General features: G+C 72.3%; 23 protein-coding genes and 1 tRNA gene. 11 read left to right on the top strand and 13 right to left on the bottom strand.

All coding sequences use genetic code 11. From position 1 onward, the window contains the following. The first annotated feature begins 54 nt into the window (after window positions 1-54). The 4 genes from FHX39_RS00370 to FHX39_RS00385 all read left to right on the top strand — a co-directional run bounded on the left by FHX39_RS00370 (window position 55) and on the right by FHX39_RS00385 (window position 4,047). Window positions 55-1,404: an aspartate aminotransferase family protein gene (locus FHX39_RS00370; protein WP_332836586.1), complete on the top strand. Its 1,350-nt coding sequence runs from the start codon at window positions 55-57 to the stop codon at window positions 1,402-1,404. A 4-nt stretch (window positions 1,405-1,408) separates the two neighbouring features. Next, entirely contained in the window at window positions 1,409-2,305 is an 897-nt protein-coding gene (locus tag FHX39_RS00375; RefSeq protein ID WP_183335835.1) for a 1,4-dihydroxy-2-naphthoyl-CoA synthase, read from the top strand. 26 nt (window positions 2,306-2,331) lie between these two features. Further along, window positions 2,332-3,183: a DNA/RNA non-specific endonuclease gene (locus tag FHX39_RS00380; RefSeq protein WP_198423195.1), complete on the top strand. Its 852-nt coding sequence runs from the start codon at window positions 2,332-2,334 to the stop codon at window positions 3,181-3,183. A gap of 72 nt (window positions 3,184-3,255) precedes the next feature. Continuing rightward, window positions 3,256-4,047 carry a hypothetical protein gene (locus FHX39_RS00385; RefSeq protein WP_198423196.1) on the top strand — a complete coding sequence of 264 codons (792 nt, stop codon included), beginning with the start codon at window positions 3,256-3,258 and terminating at the stop codon, window positions 4,045-4,047. A gap of 40 nt (window positions 4,048-4,087) precedes the next feature. Here FHX39_RS00385 and upp read toward each other — a convergent pair whose 3' ends face one another. After that, a complete protein-coding gene (gene upp, locus FHX39_RS00390; protein WP_183335841.1) occupies window positions 4,088-4,726 on the bottom strand; it encodes a uracil phosphoribosyltransferase in 639 nt (212 codons plus the stop codon). Window positions 4,727-4,821: 95 nt separating this feature from the next. Between upp and FHX39_RS00395 the strand changes: the two genes are divergently transcribed. The 3 genes from FHX39_RS00395 (at window position 4,822) to FHX39_RS00405 (ending at window position 6,024) form a co-directional block, all read left to right on the top strand. Continuing rightward, complete coding sequence (locus FHX39_RS00395; protein WP_183335843.1) at window positions 4,822-5,433, top strand: tRNA adenosine deaminase-associated protein; 612 nt, start codon at window positions 4,822-4,824, stop codon at window positions 5,431-5,433. A gap of 2 nt (window positions 5,434-5,435) precedes the next feature. Continuing rightward, entirely contained in the window at window positions 5,436-5,903 is a 468-nt protein-coding gene (gene tadA, locus FHX39_RS00400) for a tRNA adenosine(34) deaminase TadA (protein WP_408631476.1), read from the top strand. 33 nt (window positions 5,904-5,936) lie between these two features. After that, window positions 5,937-6,024: transfer RNA gene (locus FHX39_RS00405), tRNA-Ser, on the top strand. Between the two features lie 75 nt (window positions 6,025-6,099). Here the strand turns inward: FHX39_RS00405 and FHX39_RS00410 are convergent. Continuing rightward, window positions 6,100-7,002: a serine hydrolase gene (locus FHX39_RS00410; RefSeq protein WP_198423198.1), complete on the bottom strand. Its 903-nt coding sequence runs from the start codon at window positions 7,000-7,002 to the stop codon at window positions 6,100-6,102. Window positions 7,003-7,142: 140 nt separating this feature from the next. On the opposite strand from FHX39_RS00410, the gene FHX39_RS00415 reads away from it, so the two are divergent. Continuing rightward, window positions 7,143-8,654, top strand: a complete 1,512-nt coding sequence (locus FHX39_RS00415) for a potassium/proton antiporter (RefSeq protein ID WP_408631477.1) — start codon at window positions 7,143-7,145, stop codon at window positions 8,652-8,654. A 37-nt stretch (window positions 8,655-8,691) separates the two neighbouring features. On the opposite strand, the gene FHX39_RS00420 is transcribed toward FHX39_RS00415, so the two are convergent. Both FHX39_RS00420 and FHX39_RS00425 read right to left on the bottom strand, forming a co-directional pair. Further along, window positions 8,692-9,222, bottom strand: a complete 531-nt coding sequence (locus FHX39_RS00420; protein ID WP_183335847.1) for a LytR C-terminal domain-containing protein — start codon at window positions 9,220-9,222, stop codon at window positions 8,692-8,694. A 135-nt stretch (window positions 9,223-9,357) separates the two neighbouring features. After that, window positions 9,358-9,651 carry a type II toxin-antitoxin system VapB family antitoxin gene (locus FHX39_RS00425; RefSeq protein WP_183335849.1) on the bottom strand — a complete coding sequence of 98 codons (294 nt, stop codon included), beginning with the start codon at window positions 9,649-9,651 and terminating at the stop codon, window positions 9,358-9,360. Between the two features lie 59 nt (window positions 9,652-9,710). Here FHX39_RS00425 and FHX39_RS00430 point away from each other — a divergent pair, with 59 nt between their 5' ends. Further along, window positions 9,711-11,411, top strand: a complete 1,701-nt coding sequence (locus FHX39_RS00430) for a helicase HerA-like domain-containing protein (protein WP_183335851.1) — start codon at window positions 9,711-9,713, stop codon at window positions 11,409-11,411. Between the two features lie 133 nt (window positions 11,412-11,544). On the opposite strand, the gene FHX39_RS00435 is transcribed toward FHX39_RS00430, so the two are convergent. The 6 genes from FHX39_RS00435 to FHX39_RS00460 all read right to left on the bottom strand — a co-directional run bounded on the left by FHX39_RS00435 (window position 11,545) and on the right by FHX39_RS00460 (window position 16,852). After that, the gene (locus tag FHX39_RS00435) at window positions 11,545-11,733 is read right to left on the bottom strand and encodes a hypothetical protein (protein ID WP_183335853.1); all 189 of its coding nucleotides are present in this window, start codon (window positions 11,731-11,733) and stop codon (window positions 11,545-11,547) included. 382 nt (window positions 11,734-12,115) lie between these two features. Beyond that, the gene (locus FHX39_RS00440) at window positions 12,116-12,778 is read right to left on the bottom strand and encodes a vitamin K epoxide reductase family protein (RefSeq protein WP_198423199.1); all 663 of its coding nucleotides are present in this window, start codon (window positions 12,776-12,778) and stop codon (window positions 12,116-12,118) included. Then, a complete protein-coding gene (locus FHX39_RS00445) occupies window positions 12,771-13,562 on the bottom strand; it encodes a DsbA family protein (protein ID WP_183335855.1) in 792 nt (263 codons plus the stop codon). Before FHX39_RS00445 ends, FHX39_RS00440 begins: the two co-directional genes overlap by 8 nt. A 1-nt stretch (window position 13,563) precedes the next feature. Further along, a complete protein-coding gene (locus tag FHX39_RS00450) occupies window positions 13,564-14,154 on the bottom strand; it encodes a copper resistance CopC family protein (RefSeq protein ID WP_183335857.1) in 591 nt (196 codons plus the stop codon). Between the two features lie 75 nt (window positions 14,155-14,229). Continuing rightward, window positions 14,230-14,814, bottom strand: coding sequence for a hypothetical protein (locus FHX39_RS00455; RefSeq protein WP_183335859.1), 585 nt, complete (start codon window positions 14,812-14,814; stop codon window positions 14,230-14,232). A gap of 10 nt (window positions 14,815-14,824) precedes the next feature. Then, window positions 14,825-16,852 carry a cytochrome c oxidase assembly protein gene (locus FHX39_RS00460; RefSeq protein WP_183335861.1) on the bottom strand — a complete coding sequence of 676 codons (2,028 nt, stop codon included), beginning with the start codon at window positions 16,850-16,852 and terminating at the stop codon, window positions 14,825-14,827. Window positions 16,853-16,925: 73 nt separating this feature from the next. Here FHX39_RS00460 and FHX39_RS00465 point away from each other — a divergent pair, with 73 nt between their 5' ends. Together FHX39_RS00465 and FHX39_RS00470 are read left to right on the top strand one after the other, a co-directional pair. Next, window positions 16,926-17,384, top strand: a complete 459-nt coding sequence (locus FHX39_RS00465; protein WP_183335863.1) for an OsmC family protein — start codon at window positions 16,926-16,928, stop codon at window positions 17,382-17,384. After that, window positions 17,381-18,004, top strand: a complete 624-nt coding sequence (locus FHX39_RS00470; RefSeq protein WP_183335865.1) for a maleylpyruvate isomerase N-terminal domain-containing protein — start codon at window positions 17,381-17,383, stop codon at window positions 18,002-18,004. Before FHX39_RS00465 ends, FHX39_RS00470 begins: the two co-directional genes overlap by 4 nt. Before the next feature lie 3 nt (window positions 18,005-18,007). Here the strand turns inward: FHX39_RS00470 and FHX39_RS00475 are convergent, their stop codons facing one another. From FHX39_RS00475 to FHX39_RS00485, 3 genes are read right to left on the bottom strand one after another with little or no spacing between them, the layout of a single operon-like run. Next, entirely contained in the window at window positions 18,008-19,438 is a 1,431-nt protein-coding gene (locus tag FHX39_RS00475; RefSeq protein ID WP_198423200.1) for a deoxyribodipyrimidine photo-lyase, read from the bottom strand. 33 nt (window positions 19,439-19,471) lie between these two features. Beyond that, entirely contained in the window at window positions 19,472-19,801 is a 330-nt protein-coding gene (locus FHX39_RS20790) for a transcriptional regulator (RefSeq protein ID WP_183335867.1), read from the bottom strand. Continuing rightward, on the bottom strand, window positions 19,794-20,354 hold the full coding sequence (locus FHX39_RS00485) for a hypothetical protein (protein ID WP_183335868.1): 561 nt from the start codon (window positions 20,352-20,354) through the stop codon (window positions 19,794-19,796). Before FHX39_RS00485 ends, FHX39_RS20790 begins: the two co-directional genes overlap by 8 nt. Between the last annotated feature and the right edge of the window lie 40 nt (window positions 20,355-20,394).

Below are 20,394 nucleotides of genomic sequence, written 5' to 3' on the forward strand. Positions count from 1 at the left end.
TGGTGGGGAAGTCGACCTCGACGCGTACACCTCGTGATGCCTACCGTTCGTCGCGTGACCGATCTGCTGACCCCGCCGGAGGCCCCGAGCCGCCCCACCGACGCGCGAGCCTTCTGGGCCGACGCCGACGCGCACGTCCTGCGCTACGGCAGCCCGTTCGTACCGGAGATCGTCGACCGCGCCGAGGGCAGCTTCGTCTTCACCGAGAGCGGCCGGAAGATCCTGGACTTCACGTCCGGGCAGATGAGCGCGATCCTCGGGCACGCGCACCCGGAGATCGTGGCCACCGTGCGGCGCCAGGTCGGACGGCTCGACCACCTCTACAGCGGGATGCTCTCGCGGCCGGTCGTCGACCTCTCACGGCGGCTGGCCGACTCGCTGCCGGCGCCGCTGGAGAAGGTCCTGCTGCTCTCCACGGGCGCGGAGTCCAACGAGGCCGCCATCCGCCTGGCCAAGCTCGTGACGGGTGGGCACGAGATCGTCTCGTTCGCGCGCTCCTGGCACGGGATGACGCAGGCCGCGGTCGGCGCGACGTACAGCGCCGGACGACGCGGCTACGGGCCTGCCGCTCCCGGAAACTTCGCCATCCCCGTGCCGTTCGAGCACCGCCCGGACGTCGTCGACGCCGACGGGCGCCTCGACTGGCGCCGCCAGCTCGACTCGGCGTTCGACCTCGTCGACGCCCAGTCCACCGGCGCGCTGGCCGCCTGCATCGTCGAGCCGATCCTCAGCTCGGGCGGCGTCATCGAGCTGCCGCTCGGCTACCTCGCCGCGCTCAAGACGAAGTGCGAGGAGCGGGGGATGCTCCTGATCCTCGACGAGGCGCAGACCGGCCTCTGCCGGACGGGCCAGTGGTACGCGTTCGAGCGCGACGGCGTGGTCCCCGACATCCTGACCCTCTCGAAGACCCTCGGCGCCGGCCTGCCGCTGGCCGCCGTGATCACCTCGGCGGAGATCGAGCAGACCGCGTACGAGCGCGGCTTCCTGTTCTTCACCACGCACGTGTCCGACCCGCTGGTCGCGGCCGTCGGCTGCACCGTGCTCGACGTGCTCGAGCGCGAGCGTCTCGACGTCCGGGCGGGGGTCCTCGGCCGGCAGCTGCGGGCCGGGCTCCTGGAGATCCAGGAGCGGCACGCGGTCGTGGGCGACGTCCGGGGGCGCGGGCTGCTGCAGGGCGTCGAGCTCGAGTCCGAGTCCACCGACACCGACGTGCTGGGGGCGGCGGTCACCCGGCGCTGCCTCGAGCTCGGGCTGCACATGAACATCGTGCAGCTGCCCGGGGTGGGCGGCATCTTCCGCATCGCACCGACGCTGACCAGCACGGAGGCCGAGATCGCGCTGGGGCTGGACATGCTCGACCAGGCGATCGGCGAGGTGGCGGCGGAGCAGCGCGCACTACGGTGACCGGATGGACCAGCCCTTCGACCCGGAGCTGTGGGAGCCGGTCGCCGGCTTCGCGCTGACCGACGTCACCTACCACCGCTCGCGGCGGTCCCCGGTGGTGCGGGTCGCGTTCGACCGGCCCGAGGTGCGCAACGCGTTCCGCCCGCACACCGTCGACGAGCTGGTGGCGGTGCTCGACCACGCGCGCACGTCCTCCGACGTCGGCTGCGTCCTGCTCACCGGGAACGGGCCGTCGCCCAAGGACGGCGGCTGGGCGTTCTGCAGCGGCGGGGACCAGCGGATCCGGGGACGTTCCGGCTACACGTACGCCGACGACGAGGCGCCCGCGTCCGTCGACCCGGCCAAGCAGGGCCGGCTGCACATCCTCGAGGTCCAGCGGCTGGTGCGGTTCATGCCCAAGGTCGTCATCGCCCTGGTGGGCGGCTGGGCGGCCGGGGGTGGGCACAGCCTGCACGTCGTCTGCGACCTGACGCTGGCCAGCGCGGAGCACGCGCGGTTCAAGCAGACGGACGCCGACGTCGGGTCGTTCGACGGGGGCTTCGGCTCGGCGTACCTCGCCCGTCAGGTCGGGCAGAAGTTCGCCCGCGAGATCTTCTTCCTCGGCGACACGTACGACGCCGAGGCCGCCCACCGGATGGGCATGGTCAACGCGGTCGTCCCGCACGCCGACCTCGAGCGCGTCGGGCTGGAGTGGGCCGAGAAGGTCTGCCGCAAGAGCCCGACGGCGCAGCGGATGCTCAAGTACGCGTTCAACGCGATCGACGACGGCCTGGTCGGGCAGCAGCTGTTCGCCGGCGAGGCGACGCGGCTCGCGTACATGACCGACGAGGCCGTCGAAGGCCGGGACGCGTTCCTCGAGAAGCGCGCGCCCGACTGGTCGCCGTTCCCCTACTACTACTGAGGGACGAGATGACCCAGCCTCCTGCGGTGCCTGACGCGTACGACCCGTGGTTCCTCGCCACGCCCGTCCCGATGCCCGGCGTACCGGCCGACGTCACGATCGTCATGCTCCCGTTCACCCACTTCACGGTGGTGCTGGCTCCCGAGCGGCGGCTGGCGATCGCGACCGCGGTCAACCTCGACGGCGCCCGGTTGCTCGAGATCGACCGCGGCGATGACTGGCAGCTCGACCCCCGTGTCCCCGCCGAGGCGCAGACCGGGCCCGAGGTGTACGCCCGCAACGACCTCGACCGCGGCCACCTGGTGCGCCGGCGCGATCCGGTGTGGGGCGAGCGGGCGGTCGCCGAGCAGGCGAACCTCGACACGTTCTCCTACGTCAACGCGGCCCCGCAGGCCGCGCTGTTCAACCAGGGCGAGCTGCTCTGGGCGGGCCTCGAGGACTACGTGCTCGAGCACGCGCGGACGTACGCGCAACGGCTGACGGTGCTGACCGCGCCGGTCTTCGGCGACGACGACCCGCTCTACCGCGGGACCCGGATCCCGCGCCGGTTCTGGAAGATCGCCGCCTGGAACGACGGTGACGAGGTCTCGCCCGCGCTGGCGGCGACGGGCTACGTCCTCGATCAGTCCGAGCAGCTCGATCGGATCGACCTGACCGGAGAGGCGAGGGCGTCCGCGCCGCCGCTCGGGGCCTACCTGACCTACCAGGTGCCAGTCGTCGACATCGCCACGCTCACCGGGCTCGACCTCGGGCCGCTGGTGGAGGCGGACCGCTTGCCCGTCGCTGTGGGTGTACGGCCCAGCGACCTGAACCGCGATTCATCAGTGGTGAAGACGCGCTGGGTACAGCTCCAGCGCGTGCACGACGTCATCTTCTGACGAACTCAAACCAGAGAGTCTTGTGTCCAGCTATTGTTTCGCCCCATGCCGGAAACGTCTCAGGACAAGCTCTTGTCGACCACGCTCCAGACGGTGGGTGCAGTAGCGAAGCTGCCGGTGGTCCGGGTTGACCGCGAGGACTTCCTCCGTCAGCAGTTTGCAGGCTCAGAGCACCTGGACGTGATCCTCCGGAGTGGGCCGCAGACGGTGTACACCCTTGAGTCGCTGCGTCACAAGGCGAGCTCGATCACCAAGAACAGCGCTGCAAAGACATCCTTGGTGTCTTTCGCATCTGGCCTGCCCGGCAACCCGGCCGTGATGATCGCTGCTGGAGGTGCAGACGTGGCGCAGTACTTCGGCTTCGCCATCAACCTCGCGCAGAAGCTCGCGTACCTGTTCGGTGAGGACGATCTGTTCGACGGCGGCAGCGGCGAGTTTCCTGAGGCGGCACAGATGCGGGTGATCGCTTATCTCGGAGCGATGTTTGGAGCCGCAGGTGCGGGGGCGTTGCTCTCGAGCACCTCGAAGACTGTCGGCGCAAACGTAGGCAAGAAGGTCGCCGCGCAGGCGCTGATGAAGACAGCGTGGTACCCCCTGGTCAAGAAGGTCGGCGCTGCCGTCGGGTTGAAGATCACGAAGAAGACGGTCGAGAAGACCATCACAAAGGCCGTACCCGTCGTTGGAGGAGTCATCTCCGGCGGGTTGACGTACGCCACCTTCAGGCCGATGGGTAACCGCTTGACTGACACGCTGATCAAGAACCTCAACGGTGACTTCGACGACGAACTGAAACTCAATCCTGAGTTCGCGTCAATGAGCGAAGGCACAGCCCCTGACGGCGAGGAGGCAGTCGACCTCCGCTGATGGCTGCGGTTCAGCGCCGGGCAAGAACCGTGCTACACGCCTAGACCACCCCGTACAGGCGGTCGCCGGCGTCGCCGAGGCCGGGGACGATGTAGCCCTTCTCGTTCAGCCGGTCGTCGACGCCGGCCAGGACGAGCGTGCAGGGGACCTTGAGGTCGTCGAGCAGCGAGGTGAGGCGTTCGATGCCCTCGGGTGCGGCCAGCAGGCAGATGCAGGTGATGTGGTCGGCGCCGCGGTTCACCAGGAACCTCACTGCCGCGGCCAGCGTGCCGCCGGTCGCCAGCATGGGGTCGAGGACGTAGCACTGGCGTCCGTGCAGGTCGTCGGGGAGCCGCTCGGCGTACGTCGACGGCTCGAGGGTCTCCTCGTTCCGGACCATGCCGACGAAGCCGACCTCGGCGGTCGGGACCAGCCGGACCATCCCCTCCAGCATCCCCAGCCCGGCGCGCAGGATCGGGACGACCAGCGGCTTCGGCGCGGCGAGGCGGACGCCCTGCGCCGGCGCGACCGGGGTGGTGACGGAGACCGGGTTGACGCGCACCTCGCGCGTGGCCTCGTACGCCAGCAGGGTGACGAGCTCCTCGGTCAGCCGCCGGAACGTCGGCGAGTCGGTCTCGACGTCGCGGAGCACGGTGAGCTTGTGCGCGACGAGCGGATGGTCGATGACCGTGATCTCCACGGTCGCCACGCTAGTGGACAGACGCGATTGGGTTCCGTCTGACACCATGTGGCACCGGACCGGCACCCGGTCCGAGATGTCGGGGAGGGCGGGTCATGCCACAGTTCGACGGCGAGGAGTACGTGTCGTTCGACGAGGCGGACAAGCCGGAGGTGGTCGTCGCGCCCGTGCACGAGGACGACCCCGACGACTCCGACGCCGACGACGACCTCGAGGACGCGACCGAGGACGAGATCGACTACGTCCTGGCCGCCTACCGCGAGGACGGGCAGGTCCACGTCCAGGCGCTCGACCTGCAGCTCGCGAACGACCTCGACGCCCTCATCGAGCAGCTGCGCCGCCTGCCCGGCGACAACGGCGCGCTCGGCTTCGTCAGCCTGGTCGAAGAGGTGTTCGTGGTCGTCCGTGTCCGCGGGCAGCACGTCCAGGCCCTGCTGTCGGACTCGGCGGCGGCCGGTGACTGGCCGATCGCGCACGACGTGCTCGACTTCCTCGGCGAGGACGTCGACGAGCCCGAGGACGACGAGGACGGCGAGCTGGTCGGCGACCTCGACATGCTGGCCGACCTGGGCCTGAGCGAGTTCGAGCTCGGCACGATCGTCGACAACCTCGACCTGAGCAGCGACCAGATGCTCGGCGCGATCGCCGACCGGATCAACATCAACCCGGACTTCTCGCAGGCCACCGAGGCCGCGTTCCAGGACTGACCGTGGGTCGCTGGGACGCCGCCATGCGGCTCGCCCTGGCCGAGGCGGACCGCGTCCGCGGGGCTGGTGACGTCCCGGTCGGGGCCGTGGTCCTCGACCCGGTGGGCGCCGTCGTCGCTTTCGCCGGCAACGAGCGGGAGGCGACCGGCGACCCCACCGCGCACGCCGAGGTACTTGCCCTGCGCCGGGCCGCGGCCGAGGCGGGCACCTGGCGCCTCGACGGCCACACGCTGGTGGTCACGCTGGAGCCGTGCACGATGTGCGCCGGCGCCCTGGTCCTGGCCCGGGTGGAGCGTCTCGTCTTCGGCGCGTACGACCCCAAGGCCGGGGCCGTCGCCTCGCTCTTCGACGTCCTGCGCGACCCGCGGCTCAACCACCGGGTCGACGTGCGCGGCGGCGTGCTCGAGGGCGAGTGCGCGGCTGTGCTCCTCGACTTCTTCGCCGGGCACCGCGGCTCGGTCCAGGATTAGCGCCGGCCGGACGCGCCCGGTACTCTCTTCCGCGGTGGCGTGTCTGAGCGGCCTAAAGAGCGCGCCTCGAAAGCGCGTGAAGTGAAAACTTCCGAGAGTTCAAATCTCTCCGCCACCGCCAGCGTCGGCAGGTTCGACGAGCAGCGCCGGTCCCCCTCGGGTGGCCGGCGCTGCGGCGTCTCCGGTCCGGGTCGCGTCAGGCGCCCGTGACGTCCTTCGCCGCGTTCTTCGACACGAGCTCGACGACCGAGACGCCCTTCTTCTGCGTCGCCCCGCCGTCGGAGAGGGCCGCGACGAGCAAGGGGTGACCCTCGTGCTCGACCCGGCCGACGCTGGTGACGACCCAGCCGCCGGTGCGGGGGAGCCAGCCGTTCTTCACGTACGCGTGGGTGTCGCCGCGCGAGTCGGCGGCCGTGACGCCCCAGTCCTGGTCGCTCGCCACACCGCCCATCAGCGACTGCAGGTACGCCCGGGCGTCGGGGGTCAGGGGCGAGTCCTCGGTGAAGACGACCTGGAGCAGCCGCAGCTGGTCGGCGGCCGTCGTGGTCGTCGCCCCCCAGCGCCCCTTGGTGCCGCCCTTCGTGCCGGTCAGCCCGAACGTCGCGTTCGCCGCCGCCAGGCCCTTCTCCCGGTCGATCTGCTTCCACAGCGTGCTGGCGGCGCCGTTGCTGCTCTGCCGGATCATCCGCCCGGCTACTTCCTTCTGCGCGCTGCTGAGCTTGCCCTGCTCCTGCAGCAGCAGCGTGGCGAGGATGTCGACCTTCACCACGCTCGCCGTGGCGAACGCGTGGTCGACGTCCCCGTACGACGTCGTGCGTCCGGTCTGCAGGTCGGCGACGACGACGGCCAGGTGCCCGGACTCCTGCGCGTGCCAGTCGTCCACGGCGTTCGCGACCACGATGGCGGGGGGTGGCGGCGGGACCTCGGCGGCGGGCGCAGCGGCCGCCGGGGGCGAGGAGACGGGGGCGGTCGTGGGGCGGTCGAGCGCGTGCACGACGAGGTTCACCAGCGCCACGAGCACCAGCAGGATCGTCAGGGCACGCAACCGGCGGAAGGCGAGCGAGGGGTACGGCCGCGGCACCGTACGCAGCACGGACATGACCGCACGGTAGAGCCGCGGAGGCGCCCGGGGCGGCATTGCTCCGGCGGGTCCCGGTGCCGTGTCGGACACGTCCCGCGGGGCCCGCGGGTGCCCACCCGGTCTCGTTCGTTTCCTGCCCGTAGCCCGGGTCCGGGAGGATGGGGCCCATGATCGATCTCGACGTCATCCTCCTGGTGGGTGCCGTCGTGCTGATCATCGCCATCCTGGCGGCCCGGCTGGGCTCCGGCTTCGGGCTCCCCTCGCTGCTGCTGTTCCTCGGTCTGGGCATGCTGCTCGGCACGGACGGCGTCGGGGGCATCGCGTTCGACGACGCGGACCTGGCGCACGCGATCGGCTTCGCGGCCCTGGTGCTGATCCTGGCCGAGGGCGGGCTGACCACGAAGTGGTCCGAGATCAGGCCGGTGATCGGTCCGGCCCTCGTGCTCGCCACGCTCGGGATCGTCGTCAGCGTGGCCCTGATGACCGCGTTCGGCTACTACGTCCTCGGCCTCGACCTGTGGGTGGCGGTGCTGCTGGGGGCGGTGGTGTCGCCGACCGACGCGGCCGCCGTGTTCTCGGTCCTGCGCCACGTCCCGGTCCCCCACCGGCTGCGCGGGATGCTCGAGGCGGAGTCCGGCCTCAACGACGCACCGACGGTGCTGCTCGTGACCCTGGCCAGCGGCCTCGCCGCCGGGCACGCGGCCGAGGGCGGGCCGGCGACGATCGCCGTGCTGGCCGTCCTCGAGCTCGTCGGCGGCCTGGTCATCGGGGCGGTCATGGGCTGGATCGGCGTGCAGTTCCTGCGCCGTGTGGCGCTGCCGTCCTCCGGCCTCTACCCCTTGACGACGCTGGGCTGGGCCGTGCTCGCGTACGGGGTGACCTCCGCCGCGCACGCCAGCGGGTTCGCCGCGGTCTACGTCTGCGCGGTGCTGCTCGGGAACGCCCAGCTGCCGCACCGGGCGGCGACGCGGTCGTTCGTCGAGGGGATCGGCTGGATCGCGCAGATCGGGCTCTTCGTCATGCTCGGGCTGCTGGCCACGCCCAGCCGGGTCACGCTCCAGGCCGCGCTGGTCGGCGGGGCGGCCGGGCTGTTCCTCACCTTCGTCGCCAGGCCGCTGTCGGTGTGGATCTGCCTGCGGTGGTTCAAGATCCGCCTGCGGGAGCAGGCGTTCCTGTCCTGGGCGGGGCTGCGCGGGGCGGTCCCCATCGTGCTCGCCACGGTCCCGCTGGCCGACGGGATCGAGAACGGGCTGTTCTTCTTCGACGTGGTCCTGGTCTTCGTCGTCGTCTTCACCTGCCTCCAGGCACCGACGCTGCCCTTCCTCGCTCGCCGGCTCGGGCTCGTCGACGACGCGGTCGCCCGCGACGTCGAGGTCGAGGCGGCGCCGCTCGACCAGATCGCCGCGGACCTGCTGCAGGTCCGCGTCCCCGCCGGCTCCCGCCTGGCGGGCATCGAGGTGGGCGAGCTGCGCCTGCCGCCGAACACGGTGGTGTCGTTGATCATCCGCGCCGCCAAGCCCTTCAACCCGGCGGCCGGGGAGCGCATCAAGATCGGCGACGAGCTGCTCATCGTGTCGCCGACCAGCACGCGTCAGCTGGCGGAGGACCGCCTGCACGAGCTGGCCCGGGCCGGCCGCCTCGCCCGCTGGCGCCGGCAGCCGTCGACCTGACGGGTCGACCCCTTCGCCGGCGTGTCCGGGCGGGTGGTCAGGCGGGGGTCGGCGAGGCCGAGGCCGTCTCGACGGACGGGAGGCAGAGCGTGTCCGACTCGACGGCGATCGTCTTCTTGGCGCCCTTGTTGTAGCCGGCGTACTTGTTGCCGACCAGGATGTCGACCGAGTGGTCGGGCCGGCCGTCGGCGCGGACGGTCGCGTTCTTGAAGAAGCTCTTGGCCAGCAGGACCTCGGGGTCGCGCTCGCCGGCGCCGACGATGACCGTCTGGTCGATCTTCTCGATCGTGTTCGTGGCGGCGGTGACCTTGAAGCCCGAGGTGCGCAGCGCCCGGCCGACGTTGGCCGCGAGGCCGCGGCTGTTCCCGCCGTTGAAGACCTTGACGTAGACCTGCGACGTGGCCAGCTGGCGCTTGGGCAGGGACTGCTCGACGCACGGCGTCGGCGGCGGCGGGGGCACGGGCGCGATCACGTTGGTGTAGCCCCAGTGCGCGGCCCAGACGAGCGCCGCGAGCAGGACGATCAGCGTGATGGGCGTCCGGACGACCCGGAAGATCCGTCCGATCAACGCAGCCCGCTCCTTGCCGTGTCTCGACGACGATGCCCCGGTGCACCGTGTCGGGGCGGCCGATGACCCCCCTGCATGCGCGGGAAGCCTAACCCGCGTCGCGGGCCGGGCGACCCGTACGGGGCCGCTCCGACGTCATCGGAGCTCCAGCACGCGGGCGTGCATCGTCTGGCGCTGCTGCAGCGCGGCGCGCAGCGCGCGGTGCAGGCCGTCCTCGAGGTAGTACTCGCCGCGCCAGGCCACGACGTGGGCGAAGAGGTCGCCGTAGAAGGTGGAGTCCTCCTCGAGGAGCGCCTCGAGGTCGAGCGTGCGCTTGGTGGTGACCAGCTGGTCCAGCCGCACCTGGTGCGGCGCGATGGCCGCCCACTGCTTCTGGACGTAGCTGTGGTCGGGGTAGGGCCGTACGTCCCCGACGCGCTTGAAAATCACCCGGTCAGCCTAGTCAACGATCCTTCGGACTCCCCGGAGGCCATCGTTACGATTCGACCATGACCTCTGGTCCCGGCTACGTGCCGCCCGCCGCCTCCGCACCTGCCGCCGATCCGATCCCCGCTCCGGCGGCGGCCCCGCCCGCTCCGCCGGCCGCCCCGCTCTCCGACGCCGGCCGGGTCATCGCCCAGGGCTACACGTTCGACGAGCCGTCGATCCAGCTGGGCGTCCTCATGGAGGACGGCACCGCGAAGCCCGACGCGCAGGTCCGCATCCCCCTGAGCATGCTCAACCGGCACGGCCTCGTCGCGGGCGCCACCGGCACGGGCAAGACCAAGACGCTGCAGCTCATGGCCGAGCAGATCTCCGCCGCCGGCGTGCCGGTCTTCGCCGCCGACATCAAGGGCGACCTGTCCGGCATCGCCTCGCCCGGGCAGCCGAGCGACAAGCTGCTGGCGCGCACCGCCAAGCTCGGGCAGGACTGGCACCCGCAGGCGTGCCCCACCGAGTTCTTCTCCCTCGGCGGCCAGGGCATCGGCGTGCCGCTGCGCGCCACCATGAGCTCGTTCGGCCCGACGCTGCTGTCCAAGGTCCTGGGGCTGAACGACGTCCAGGAGTCCTCGCTCGGGCTCGTCTTCCACTACGCCGACACCGCCGGCCTCCCGCTGCTCGACCTGAAGGACCTGCGCGCCGTCCTCACCCACCTGACGAGCGACGAGGGCAAGGGCGAGCTCAAGAGCATCGGCGGGCTCAGCGCCGCGACGGTGGGCGTCATCCTCCGCTCGCTCATCACGTTCTCCGACCAGGGCGCCGACGCGTTCTTCGGCGAGCCCGAGTTCGACACCGCCGACCTGCTGCGCGTCACCGCCGACGGGCGCGGCGTCGTGTCCCTGCTCGAGCTGCCCAACCTGCAGGACCGGCCGGCGATCTTCTCCACCTTCCTGATGTGGCTGCTGGCCGACCTGTTCCACGACCTGCCCGAGGTCGGTGACGTCGAGAAGCCCAAGCTCGTCTTCTTCTTCGACGAGGCCCACCTGCTCTTCGCCGACGCGTCCAAGGCGTTCCTCACCGCGATCGCCCAGACCGTCCGGCTGATCCGCTCGAAGGGCGTCGGCATCTTCTTCGTCACGCAGACGCCGAAGGACGTCCCCGACGACGTGCTGGCCCAGCTCGGCTCCCGCGTGCAGCACCAGCTGCGGGCGCACACGCCGAACGACGCGAAGGCGCTCAAGCAGACGGTGGCCACGTTCCCGAAGTCGGCGTACGACCTGGCCGAGGTCCTGCAGCAGCTGGGCATCGGCGAGGCCGTCGTCACGGTGATGGACCCCGACGGCGCGCCGACGCCGGTGGCCTGGACGCGGATGATCGCGCCGCAGTCGCTGATGGCGCCGACGCCTGAGGACGTGCTGCGGCCGGGCGTCGCGCAGTCGGCCCTGATGGGGAAGTACGGGCAGGCCATTGACCGCGACTCGGCGCAAGAGATGCTCTCCCGCAAGCTCGAGGCCGGGGCGGCGGCCGCGCAGCAGGAGCAGGAGCGGGCCGAGCAGGCGAAGCAGCGGGAGGAGGCTGCGCGCCAGGCGACGAAGGACCAGGCCGCCGCCGAGCGGCAGCAGCCGCGGGCCAGCCAGCCGCGCGCCTCGAGCCGGCAGCAGAAGGGCATGGTCGAGCAGATCGCGGGCTCGACCGTGTTCCGTCAGTTCGCCCGTTCCGCGGGGCGGGAGATCGTCCGCGGTCTCTTCGGGGCGGCGCGCAAGCGCTGAGGCGCGTGCCCGTGGGCTCGTGTGCTCAGGTCGGCACACCTTGTACGGGCCGGCACACCCTGGCCCGGTCGGCACACCCTGCAGGGTGTGCCGACACGAGCAGGGGGTGCCGCCGGGAGGAAGGTGTGCCGGGTCAGCGGGTCCCGGTGACCGCCTGCAGCCGGGCGACCCGGCGCAGGAGGCCGCGGCGGGGCCGTGGTGCGTGACGGTCCGGTGGTTCTTCCGGCCAGGGCAGGTCCGGTCGGCTCCGGGAGCCGAGCTGGTCGTAGGGGAGGGACAGCCCGGGGCTGCCGAGGCTCCCGAGCGGGACGTGCTGGGTCATGTCGGTGGTCCTTGCGCGGTGGCGCGCCGAGGCGCGCGGGGACGACCCGTGACCAGGCAGGGCTGGGCGGGTCAGGAGGTGAGGGGCGACCTCGAGGGGTCGCAGGTGGCCGCGGCTCAGGCCGCAGGCGTTCCGGCCGTCAGTCTCGGCGGGAGCCGAGGAACGACCAGGACGCGTGATCGGCGCGTGCGACGCGCTGCTTCATGATCGGCATCCGGGGTCACCTCCTCGGGCTGGGGCGGCGTCGTTCCTCGACGCCACTGCGGACACTAGGACGCCGCGTACGGGCGCGGCAACGGGTTTTTCGCGGTCCTGGTCCGTCAACGACGAGGATCCGACACCGAAGTCGGTGTCGGATCCTCATCGCTGCGTCAGGGCTCGGTCAGAGCGCGACGCCGAACCAGTACAGGGCGAACTCGCGGTAGAAGCGCAGGCCGATGGCGGCGATCACGACGAGGTACCAGACGCCCGTGATCGTGACCGCGAACGGTCGCAGCCGGGTGCCGAGGCGCTGGAGCCCGGTACCGAGCCGGCCGGTCGCCGCGTTCTCGAGCGTGACGACCACGACGAGCGGGATGGTCACCGACCAGACGAGCATGCACCAGAGGCAGAGCGCGCCGATGACGTACAGGCTCTGCGTCTGCAGCCAGGTGATGAAGACCGCCGCGAGCAGCACGCCGACCTGGAGGCCCCGGTGGTACCAGCGGGGGAGCGCGACGCCGGCCGACCGGACGACGCCCGTCGTCAGCACGACGGAGAAGCCGATGATGCCGAGCAGCGGGTTGGGGAAGCCGAAGAGCGCCCCGGCGGCCGACTTCATGACCGGGCCGCAGGCGATGAACGGGCTGAGGTTGCAGGCGAGCTGGGTCGAGGGGTCCTCGAGCAGCCGGAAGCGGTCGATGGTCAGGATCATCGCCGCCACCAGCCCCAGCACGCCGGCCACGACCATGAGCAGGCCGACGCCCCGCCCCGCCGACCCCGGGGTGTCGAGGTCGGCGGGGTCGTCGGCGAGCTCGTCGCTCAGCGTGGCGGAAGGCTCAGGCACTGGCGAGCGAGTCGACGCGGTCCACCAGGGCCTGGCCGGACAGCGTGTCGGTCTTCGCCCCGTCGATGAACATGGTCGGGGTGCCCGAGACGTCGGCCTTCACCGAGGCCGCGGTGTTCGCCGTGATCCAGTCGCGGTAGGTGCCGTCCGTCGTGCACCTCTGGGTCGCGTCCCCGCCCCCGTTCGCGGCGGCGAACCGGGCGAAGTCGCTCGCACCCCAACCGTCCGTGCTCTGCGAGTGGTTGACGTAGAGCGCCGCGTTGTACGCCGGCCACGCGCTCGGGTCGTGGACGGCCATGCAGGCGGACGCGCTGCCGGCCTCGGTGCCGTAGTCGGTCACGATCTGGATGTTGTGGTAGGTCACGGCGAGCTTGCCGGACGCCACGAGGCTGGAGATCGTGGCGTTGTTCGTGGCCTCGAACTCCTGGCAGTGCGGGCAGGAGTAGTCGACCCAGAGGTCCATCGAGACCTTGGCGTCGGTGCTGCCGACGCGGACGCCGTTCGCGGTGCCGCCGTCGCCACCGATGGCGAACGGGACCGAGGTCCCGCCGAGATCGGTGGTGCCGGTGGCGACCGGGCTGCCGCCCGCGACGGTCGTGCTCCGGCCGCGGGTGCCGAGGACGACGGCGGTCGCGACGATGGCGATCACGACGACGGCGACGCCCCCCACGATGGCGAGCTGGGTGAGCGTACGGCGGCGCTTGGCGCGGGCCAGGGCCGCCTGCTGGGCGGCGCGGGCCTGACGGCGCCGGTCGTCGGCTGCGGGGTCGGGGCGCTTGGCCATGTCAGTCCTCCTGCTGCTTGTTCAGGGCGGCGGAGCGCCGGTTGAGGCGGATCGCCGCGATGATCGCGATGATGCCCGCCGCGATCCAGCCCCACGACGGGATGAGCGGCTCGCGGCGCGGCGCCTCGGCGGGGGCGGGGGTCGCCGCCGGCGTGGCGGCCTGCGCGGACGGGCTGGAGCCGGCCGCGCCGGCCTGCGCGGTGAAGGCGAGGGTCCCCGAGACGGGGTGGCCGTCGTCGGACGTCACGCGCCACTCGATCGTGTAACGACCGGCGGGGGCCGAGGGTTGCACGTCCTGGATCACGTCGTCGCCCTCCAGGCGCGGGGTCCCGGACGAGACGGTGCCGTCGGGCCCGGTGACGACGACCTGGGCGCCGAGCGACACGGGTGCCTCCTCGAAGGTGAGGACGACCTGGGCGGGCGGCGTGGACACGGTCGCCCCGTCGGCCGGGTTGCTCGACCTCAGCTCGTCGTGCGCGTACGCGGGCGAGGCGACGAGGGCGAGCGCGAGGCCGACGCCGAGGGTCGCGGCGGCGGCGCGCACGCGGCGGTGTCGGGAGGGGGTGGGCGGAGAAGAGGTGGATCGGGGCACGGTGTGGTCCTTCGACGAAGCAGACAGGTGGTCCCGCGGGGTGCGCGGGCAGGACGGCGCGAGGCCGTGGCGTCGCTAGGCGAAGGAGAGGGGCGGCCCGCGCGACAGGCGCGGGCGGTGCGGCCGCAGGAGCAGCGCGCGGAGCACGGCGGTCGTGGCCGGGCGCGGACGGCGACGGCTCGAGCGGGCGGCCGGGGCCACGTACGCGGCGCGCGCGACGCGGGCGACGAGACGCCAGCACCAGGCCTCGCCCTGGACCAGCAGCCACGCGGTGCCGAGGGTGGCCACGAGGTGGCCCAGGAACATCGGCCAGGCGTAGCCCATCGGCCCCATGCCGTGGCCCGGCATGCAGGTCAGCATCGTCATGGCGTGGTGCGCGGCCTGGACCGGCGAGCACCCGCCGGCCGCCGAGGCGGCCGTGTCGAAGAGGACGTGCAGCAGCGCCTGCTGCGGGACGAGGGCGGCGAGCAGGACCGGCAGGCGTACGCGGCGGCGCGTCAGCAGCACCGCGACGAGCCCGAGCAGGAACGCGGCCACGGCCAGGACGCCGGGTCCCGGCAGGGTGCCCCCGCCCGAGAGGTGGGCCGCGGTGGCCAGCAGCAGCGAGCCGCCACCGAGCAACGCCACGCGCAGGGCCCTGATCACGAGCGCCCGGATCACGGTCGCCGCGTCATGGCTCGGGAGGACGCTGCGGGGTCAGGCGGGCCAGGTTGGCGTTGTAGGCCTTGAGCTCGGCGTCGTCGTCGCGGTCGGCCTGCCGGTCGAGGCGCTTGGTCTCGCTGCGGTCGCTGCGGATCCAGCCGACGAGCAGGGCCACGCCGAGCATCAGCGACGGGAGGTCGCCCGCGCCCCACGCGATCGCGCCGCCGCGCTGCTGGTCGGCGATGAGCGCGACGGTGTCCGTCCGCCCCAGCGCGGCCCACCACCGCGGCGCGAGCAGCGTGGCCCCCGACATCAGCGCGATGCCGAAGAACGCGTGGAACGCCAGCGTGACGAGCAGGATCACCAGGCGGAAGGGGTACGGCGGACGTGCCGGACCGGGGTCCACGCCGACGAGGGCCCACACGAACAGGTAGCCCGTCAGCAGGAAGTGGGCGGTCATGAGCACGTGCCCGGTGTGCGTCGACAGCGCCAGTGCGAACAGCGGCGTGTAGTAGAAGACGGTGAGGCCGCCGGTGAACAGGGCCGCGGCGACGACCGGGTTGGCGACGAAGGCGAGCACCGGGGCGTGCACGAGGCGCAGCAGCGTCTCGCGCGGGCCGAGGCTGCGGTCCTTGCGGGCGTGCATTGCGCGGAGGGCCAGGGTCACCGGCGCCCCGAAGACCAGCAGGAACGGGACCGCCACCATGAGGGCCATGTGCTGCACCATGTGGAGGCTGAAGCCGAGCCGGCCGTAGACCCCGGGCCCTCCGCTGGTGACGAAGACGAGCGCGAGCGTGCCGATGGTCCAGAACGCCGTGCGCTGCAGCGGCCAGCGGTCGCCCCGACGGACCATCCGGGCGACGCCGATGCCGTACAGGCCCAGCATGGCGGCCGCGACGACCAGCCAGAGGAGGTCGGGGGAGAAGGCCGTCAGGTAGCGCCCGACCGTGAACGGCGGCGGCTCGGGGTAGCCGAGCAGCGAGGCGATGCGGTCCTCGTCGTCCGCCGCCTCGGGCACCGGCGGGGCCGAGCGGGACAGCGCCACGGCCAGGCCGACGGTCGCGCCCATCACCAGCAGCTCGACGGCGGCGAGCCGGGTGAAGGCGGTGCGGTCGGTGGCCAGGCGCGGGATGACGCGGCGGCGGTGCAGGAACCCGGCGACGCCCAGCAGGCCCAGCGCGACGACCTTGCCGACGACCAGGAGCCCGTACGACGTCGCGAGCCCGGAGAACGAGCCGAGCCGGAGCGCCGCGTTGATGACGCCGGAGAAGGCCACGACGACGAAGCACACGCCGGCGAGGGTGGAGTAGCGGCGGACGACGGCGTCGCGCTGGGCGCCCAGTCGACCGCCCATGAGCACGAGCGCGGCGAGGCCGCCGACCCAGAGCACCGCGCCCAGCAGGTGGAGGACGAGGCTGTCGACGGCGTTCATGTGGTTGGCCGAGCCCGCCGCGTGGCCCGCGAGCGAGAGCGGCAGGATCGCGAGCAGGCCGATCGCGCCGGCCCAGGCGACGGCCACGACGCGGGTGGCGAGCGCGCTCACCACGGTGGCCAGCAGGACGAGCAGCAGGCTGACCAGGAGCGCCCGCCCGAGCTCGAGCTGGGAGGTGAAGGAGAAGAAGACAAGGCTGAAGCCCGAGGTGGCCGGGGAGTAGCCCGAGACGTCGGCGGCGGTGAGGACGAGCACGACCAGGGCGGCCCCCGCCCAGACCAGCCCGCTGGCGGTCGCGCCGCGGACCATCGTCCGGCGCGGGCCGGCCAGGCTGTCGACCGACTTGCCCGGGTCCGGCGCGACGGCCCAGGCCGCCAGCACGAGCAGGCCGATCATCACGGAGGCGGCGACGTCCTGCACGGCGCGGGCGGCGGGCAGGCCGAAACGGACGAGCGCGCCCGGGTCGAGGAGGCCACGGCTCGGTGCGGTCAGCGACCCGTTCAGACCGAGCAGGACGAGGGCGACGACGACGGACACGGCGGTCGCCCCGACCAGCACGAGGCGTCCGGAGACGGGCCGTTCGGGTGCGTGCACCGAGACCTCCGGTGCGGTCGTGGTGGCCACCGACCCAGTGTAGGAACCCGTGCGCGCTGGGCACCTGCGCCGAGGCGATGCGCGCGCCCGTAGCCTCTCGGTCGTGGCAGACCACCACTACGAGACCCGCCTGACCTGGGCCGACGCCGCCGGGACGGCCGACTACCGGACGTACGCGCGCGAGCACGAGGTCGTCGCCCTCGGGCGCCCGGTCCTCGTCGGGTCGGCGGACAAGCCGTTCCGCGGCGACCCGACGCGGTGGAACCCCGAGCTGCTCCTGCTCGCCGCCCTGTCGGAGTGCCACCTGCTGTCGTACCTGAGCTTCTGCGCCCGGGCGGGGGTCGTCGTGACCGCGTACGCCGACCGCGCCACGGCCACGATGCGGCAGGAGGGCATGGGCGGCCGCTTCACCGAGGCGGTGCTCCACCCCGAGGTCACCGTCGCCGACGCCTCGATGCTCCACGAGGCGGAGGCCCTGCACGGCCCCGCGCACGAGGCCTGCTTCATCGCGTCCTCGGTCAGCTTTCCCGTCCGTCACGAACCGAAGGTGGTGGCGGCATGACCGCCTGGACCGGCCCGTACGCCCCGACCCTGCTCGCCTTCGAGGAGGCCGCGGGAGCGTTCGTCGACCTGGTCGCCCAGGTCCGCGGCGACTGGGACCGACCGGGGCTGGGGGTCTGGGACCTGCGCTCGCTCGTCGGCCACACCACCCGGGCCCTCGTCACGGTGACGACCTACCTCGACCGTCCCGCCACGACGGAGGACCTGACGTCGCCCGCCGCGTACCTGGTCGGCAGCGGGTCGGTGGACCCCGGGCTCGTCGCGGGACGCGGCCAGCAGGCCGGGGTCGACCTCGGGTCCGAGCCGGCCGCGCGGGTCGCTGAAGCCGCTGCCCGAGCGCTGGCGCGGGTGCGCGAGGCCGACCCGGAGGCCCTGGTCGAGACGGTCAACGGCGGGATGCGCGTGGGGACCTACCTGCCGACGCGCACGTTCGAGCTGGTCGTCCACACCGCTGACGTCGCCGCCGCCCTGGGTCTCGACGCCGACGTGCCGCCCGCCGCCCTGCGCGAGGCGGCCGCGCTGGCGACGCAGGTCGTGCTCGAGCAGGGCCGCGGCCAGGACCTGCTGCTCACCCTGACCGGCCGGGCCGACTGGCCCGCCGACCTGGTGGTGATCCGCTAGGGCTCAGCCCTCGTCGTTCTTCCCCGCGACGTCACGCTCGAGCTGGTCGACCTTGGCGACGTACTCCTTGGGCTTGGCCTTGCGCTCGAGCCCGGCGGCGTTCATGTAGCGGACCTTGCCGAACACGTCCCGCTCGGTCCAGCCGCGGTCGTGCTGGCCGAAGACCCAGGCGACGTTGGCGAAGGAGTTCGCGTCGCGCCCGTCGATGAAGTACTTGTTGTTGAGGTAGAGCGCGGTCGCGTACGCGTGCTCCGGGGTGTCCGACCACTCCAGGATCTTCTTGCCCCAGTACATGCGCATGTAGTTGTGCATGTAGCCGGTGGCCCGCATCTCGCGCATGGCCGCGTTCCAGTAGTCGTCGTGCGTCTCGGCGTCCTCGAGCTCGGCGCGGGAGTAGCGGTGCTCCCGGACGTCGTCCTCGTGCTCCGACAGCGTCTTCTTCGCGAAGTCCGGCAGCGAGGAGTACTGGTCGTAGCGGGGCTGGAAGTAGACGAAGTTCATGGGCAGCTCGCGCCGGACGATCAGCTCCTCCAGGAAGTCGTCCCGGTTCTCGCTCGCCGGCTTCTTCGAGGCCTCGAGGGCGATCCAGACGACCGACAGCTGCCCGAAGTGCAGGTACTTGCTCATGTGCGACACGTCGGAGGTCTGCGGCTGGTTGCGGTGCTCGGCGTACACGTCGAAGTGGTCGGCGAGGAAGGCGCGCAGCACCTTCTTGCCCGCGGTGGTGCCGCCGGTGAAGAGCGGCACGACGGGGACCTCGTCGTCGAGGGAGAGCGAGTCCAGCAGGGCGTCGGGGTCGGAGAGGTCCTCGCCCTTGATCTTGGACGGGCTGGACGTGTCCTTCAGCCTCGCCTTCGGCAGCTCGACCAGGAACCGCTCGAGGTGCTTGGTGATCTTGGGTCGGATCGTGCGGGCCGCGTGCTCCTGGTGGTCGGAGACCAGCTCGACGGGGACGACCACGTCGCTCTCGACCTGGACCACCGAGCAGGGCGCCTCGTCGGCCACCCGGTCGCGCCACTCGCGCTGGTTGCGCAGGTAGCCCCGGTCGCAGACGACCAGGCTCGCCTCCTTCGCCAGCCGCAGCGCGACGTCGTCGGGGTGGCCGCGCAGGACGACGAAGGTGATGTCCCGCTTGGCCAGCGCGGCCTCGACGTCGGCCAGGCCCTGGAGCATGAAGTGGTAGTGCCGGCGGTTCGCCTCGGGGTAGTCGTCCATCAGCCCGAACGCGACGAGCAGCGGCCGGCCCAGCTCGTTGGCGCGGTGGACCGCGTACTCCAGCGCGTGGTTGAGCTCGGCCCGCTGGGCCTGCTGCATCCAGTAGAGGACGTACGCGCCGTCCTCCGCCACGTCGGCGTCGTTGAGGGTCTGCACCCGCTCGGGCTGCAGGCCGGGGTACAGGTCGTCGGGCGCGCTGGCGGGCTTGGTAGGGCTCACGGCACTACCTTCCCAACCCAGCGCCCGTACGGATCACCCGCCCGGACGGCCGAGCCCGCGCAGCTGGTCGAGCTGACGCCAGTAGCGTGCCACCGCAGCGGTCCCGACCGGGGTGAGCGCGGCCGTCGTCACCGGTTTCTTGCCCACGAACCTCTTGGTGATCTCGACGAGCCCGCCCGCCTCCAGCCGGCTCAGGTGGCTGGACAGGTTGCCCTTGCTCAGCCCGAGCGCGCTCTGCAGGAAGAGGAACTCGGCCGTCCGGACCGAGGACAGCACCGTGAGGATGCCGAGGCGGGCCGGTTCGTGGACGAGCCGGTCGACGTCCAGGTCGGGCCGCTCCGCCGCGCTCCCGGGCTCAGTCACGGGGGACCGGCTTCATGGCGGCGACCAGGCGGACGTGGTCGGCGAGTCCGATGACGACCATCGCCGCGCCGAGGAGCAGCACGCCGGTGCGCGGCCCGAGCACGTCGAGCCCGACGAGCGGCGTCAGCGAGCCGAGGACGAGCAGGGCGACCGCGGCCCAGTGGGCCCGGGTGACGCCGACGTGGCGGTAGCCGAGGCGGTAGCCGGCGGCGAGGCTCACGGCGGCCAGCAGGGGGAGCAGGAGCACCGGGGACACGGCGAGCCGGTCGAGGACGTAGCCGACCAGGCAGAGGACGAACGCGGCGAGGACGAACGCCAGCGTGGCCAGCAGCGACGCCCGCCCCACCGCCCGTCCGTAGCGACGCCGGTAGTAGGCCACCCCGACCGCGGCGCCGATCCCGATCACCACCCCGCCCGACCCGGGCTGGCCGAGGGCCCAGAGGGCGAACCCCACGCCGGTGCTGGCGTTGATCAGTCCCTGGAGCTGGGTGTAGTCGGCGGCGACCGCAGCCGTACGGCGAACGTCGTCGAGCTCGTTCAACTGGTTTGTCATGCAGACCACTCTGCGCCTGGTGAACGCTGCCGTCAACCGG

This window comes from Microlunatus antarcticus, from assembly GCF_014193425.1.
In the GTDB taxonomy this organism is placed as follows: Bacteria; Actinomycetota; Actinomycetes; order Propionibacteriales; family Propionibacteriaceae; genus Microlunatus; species Microlunatus antarcticus.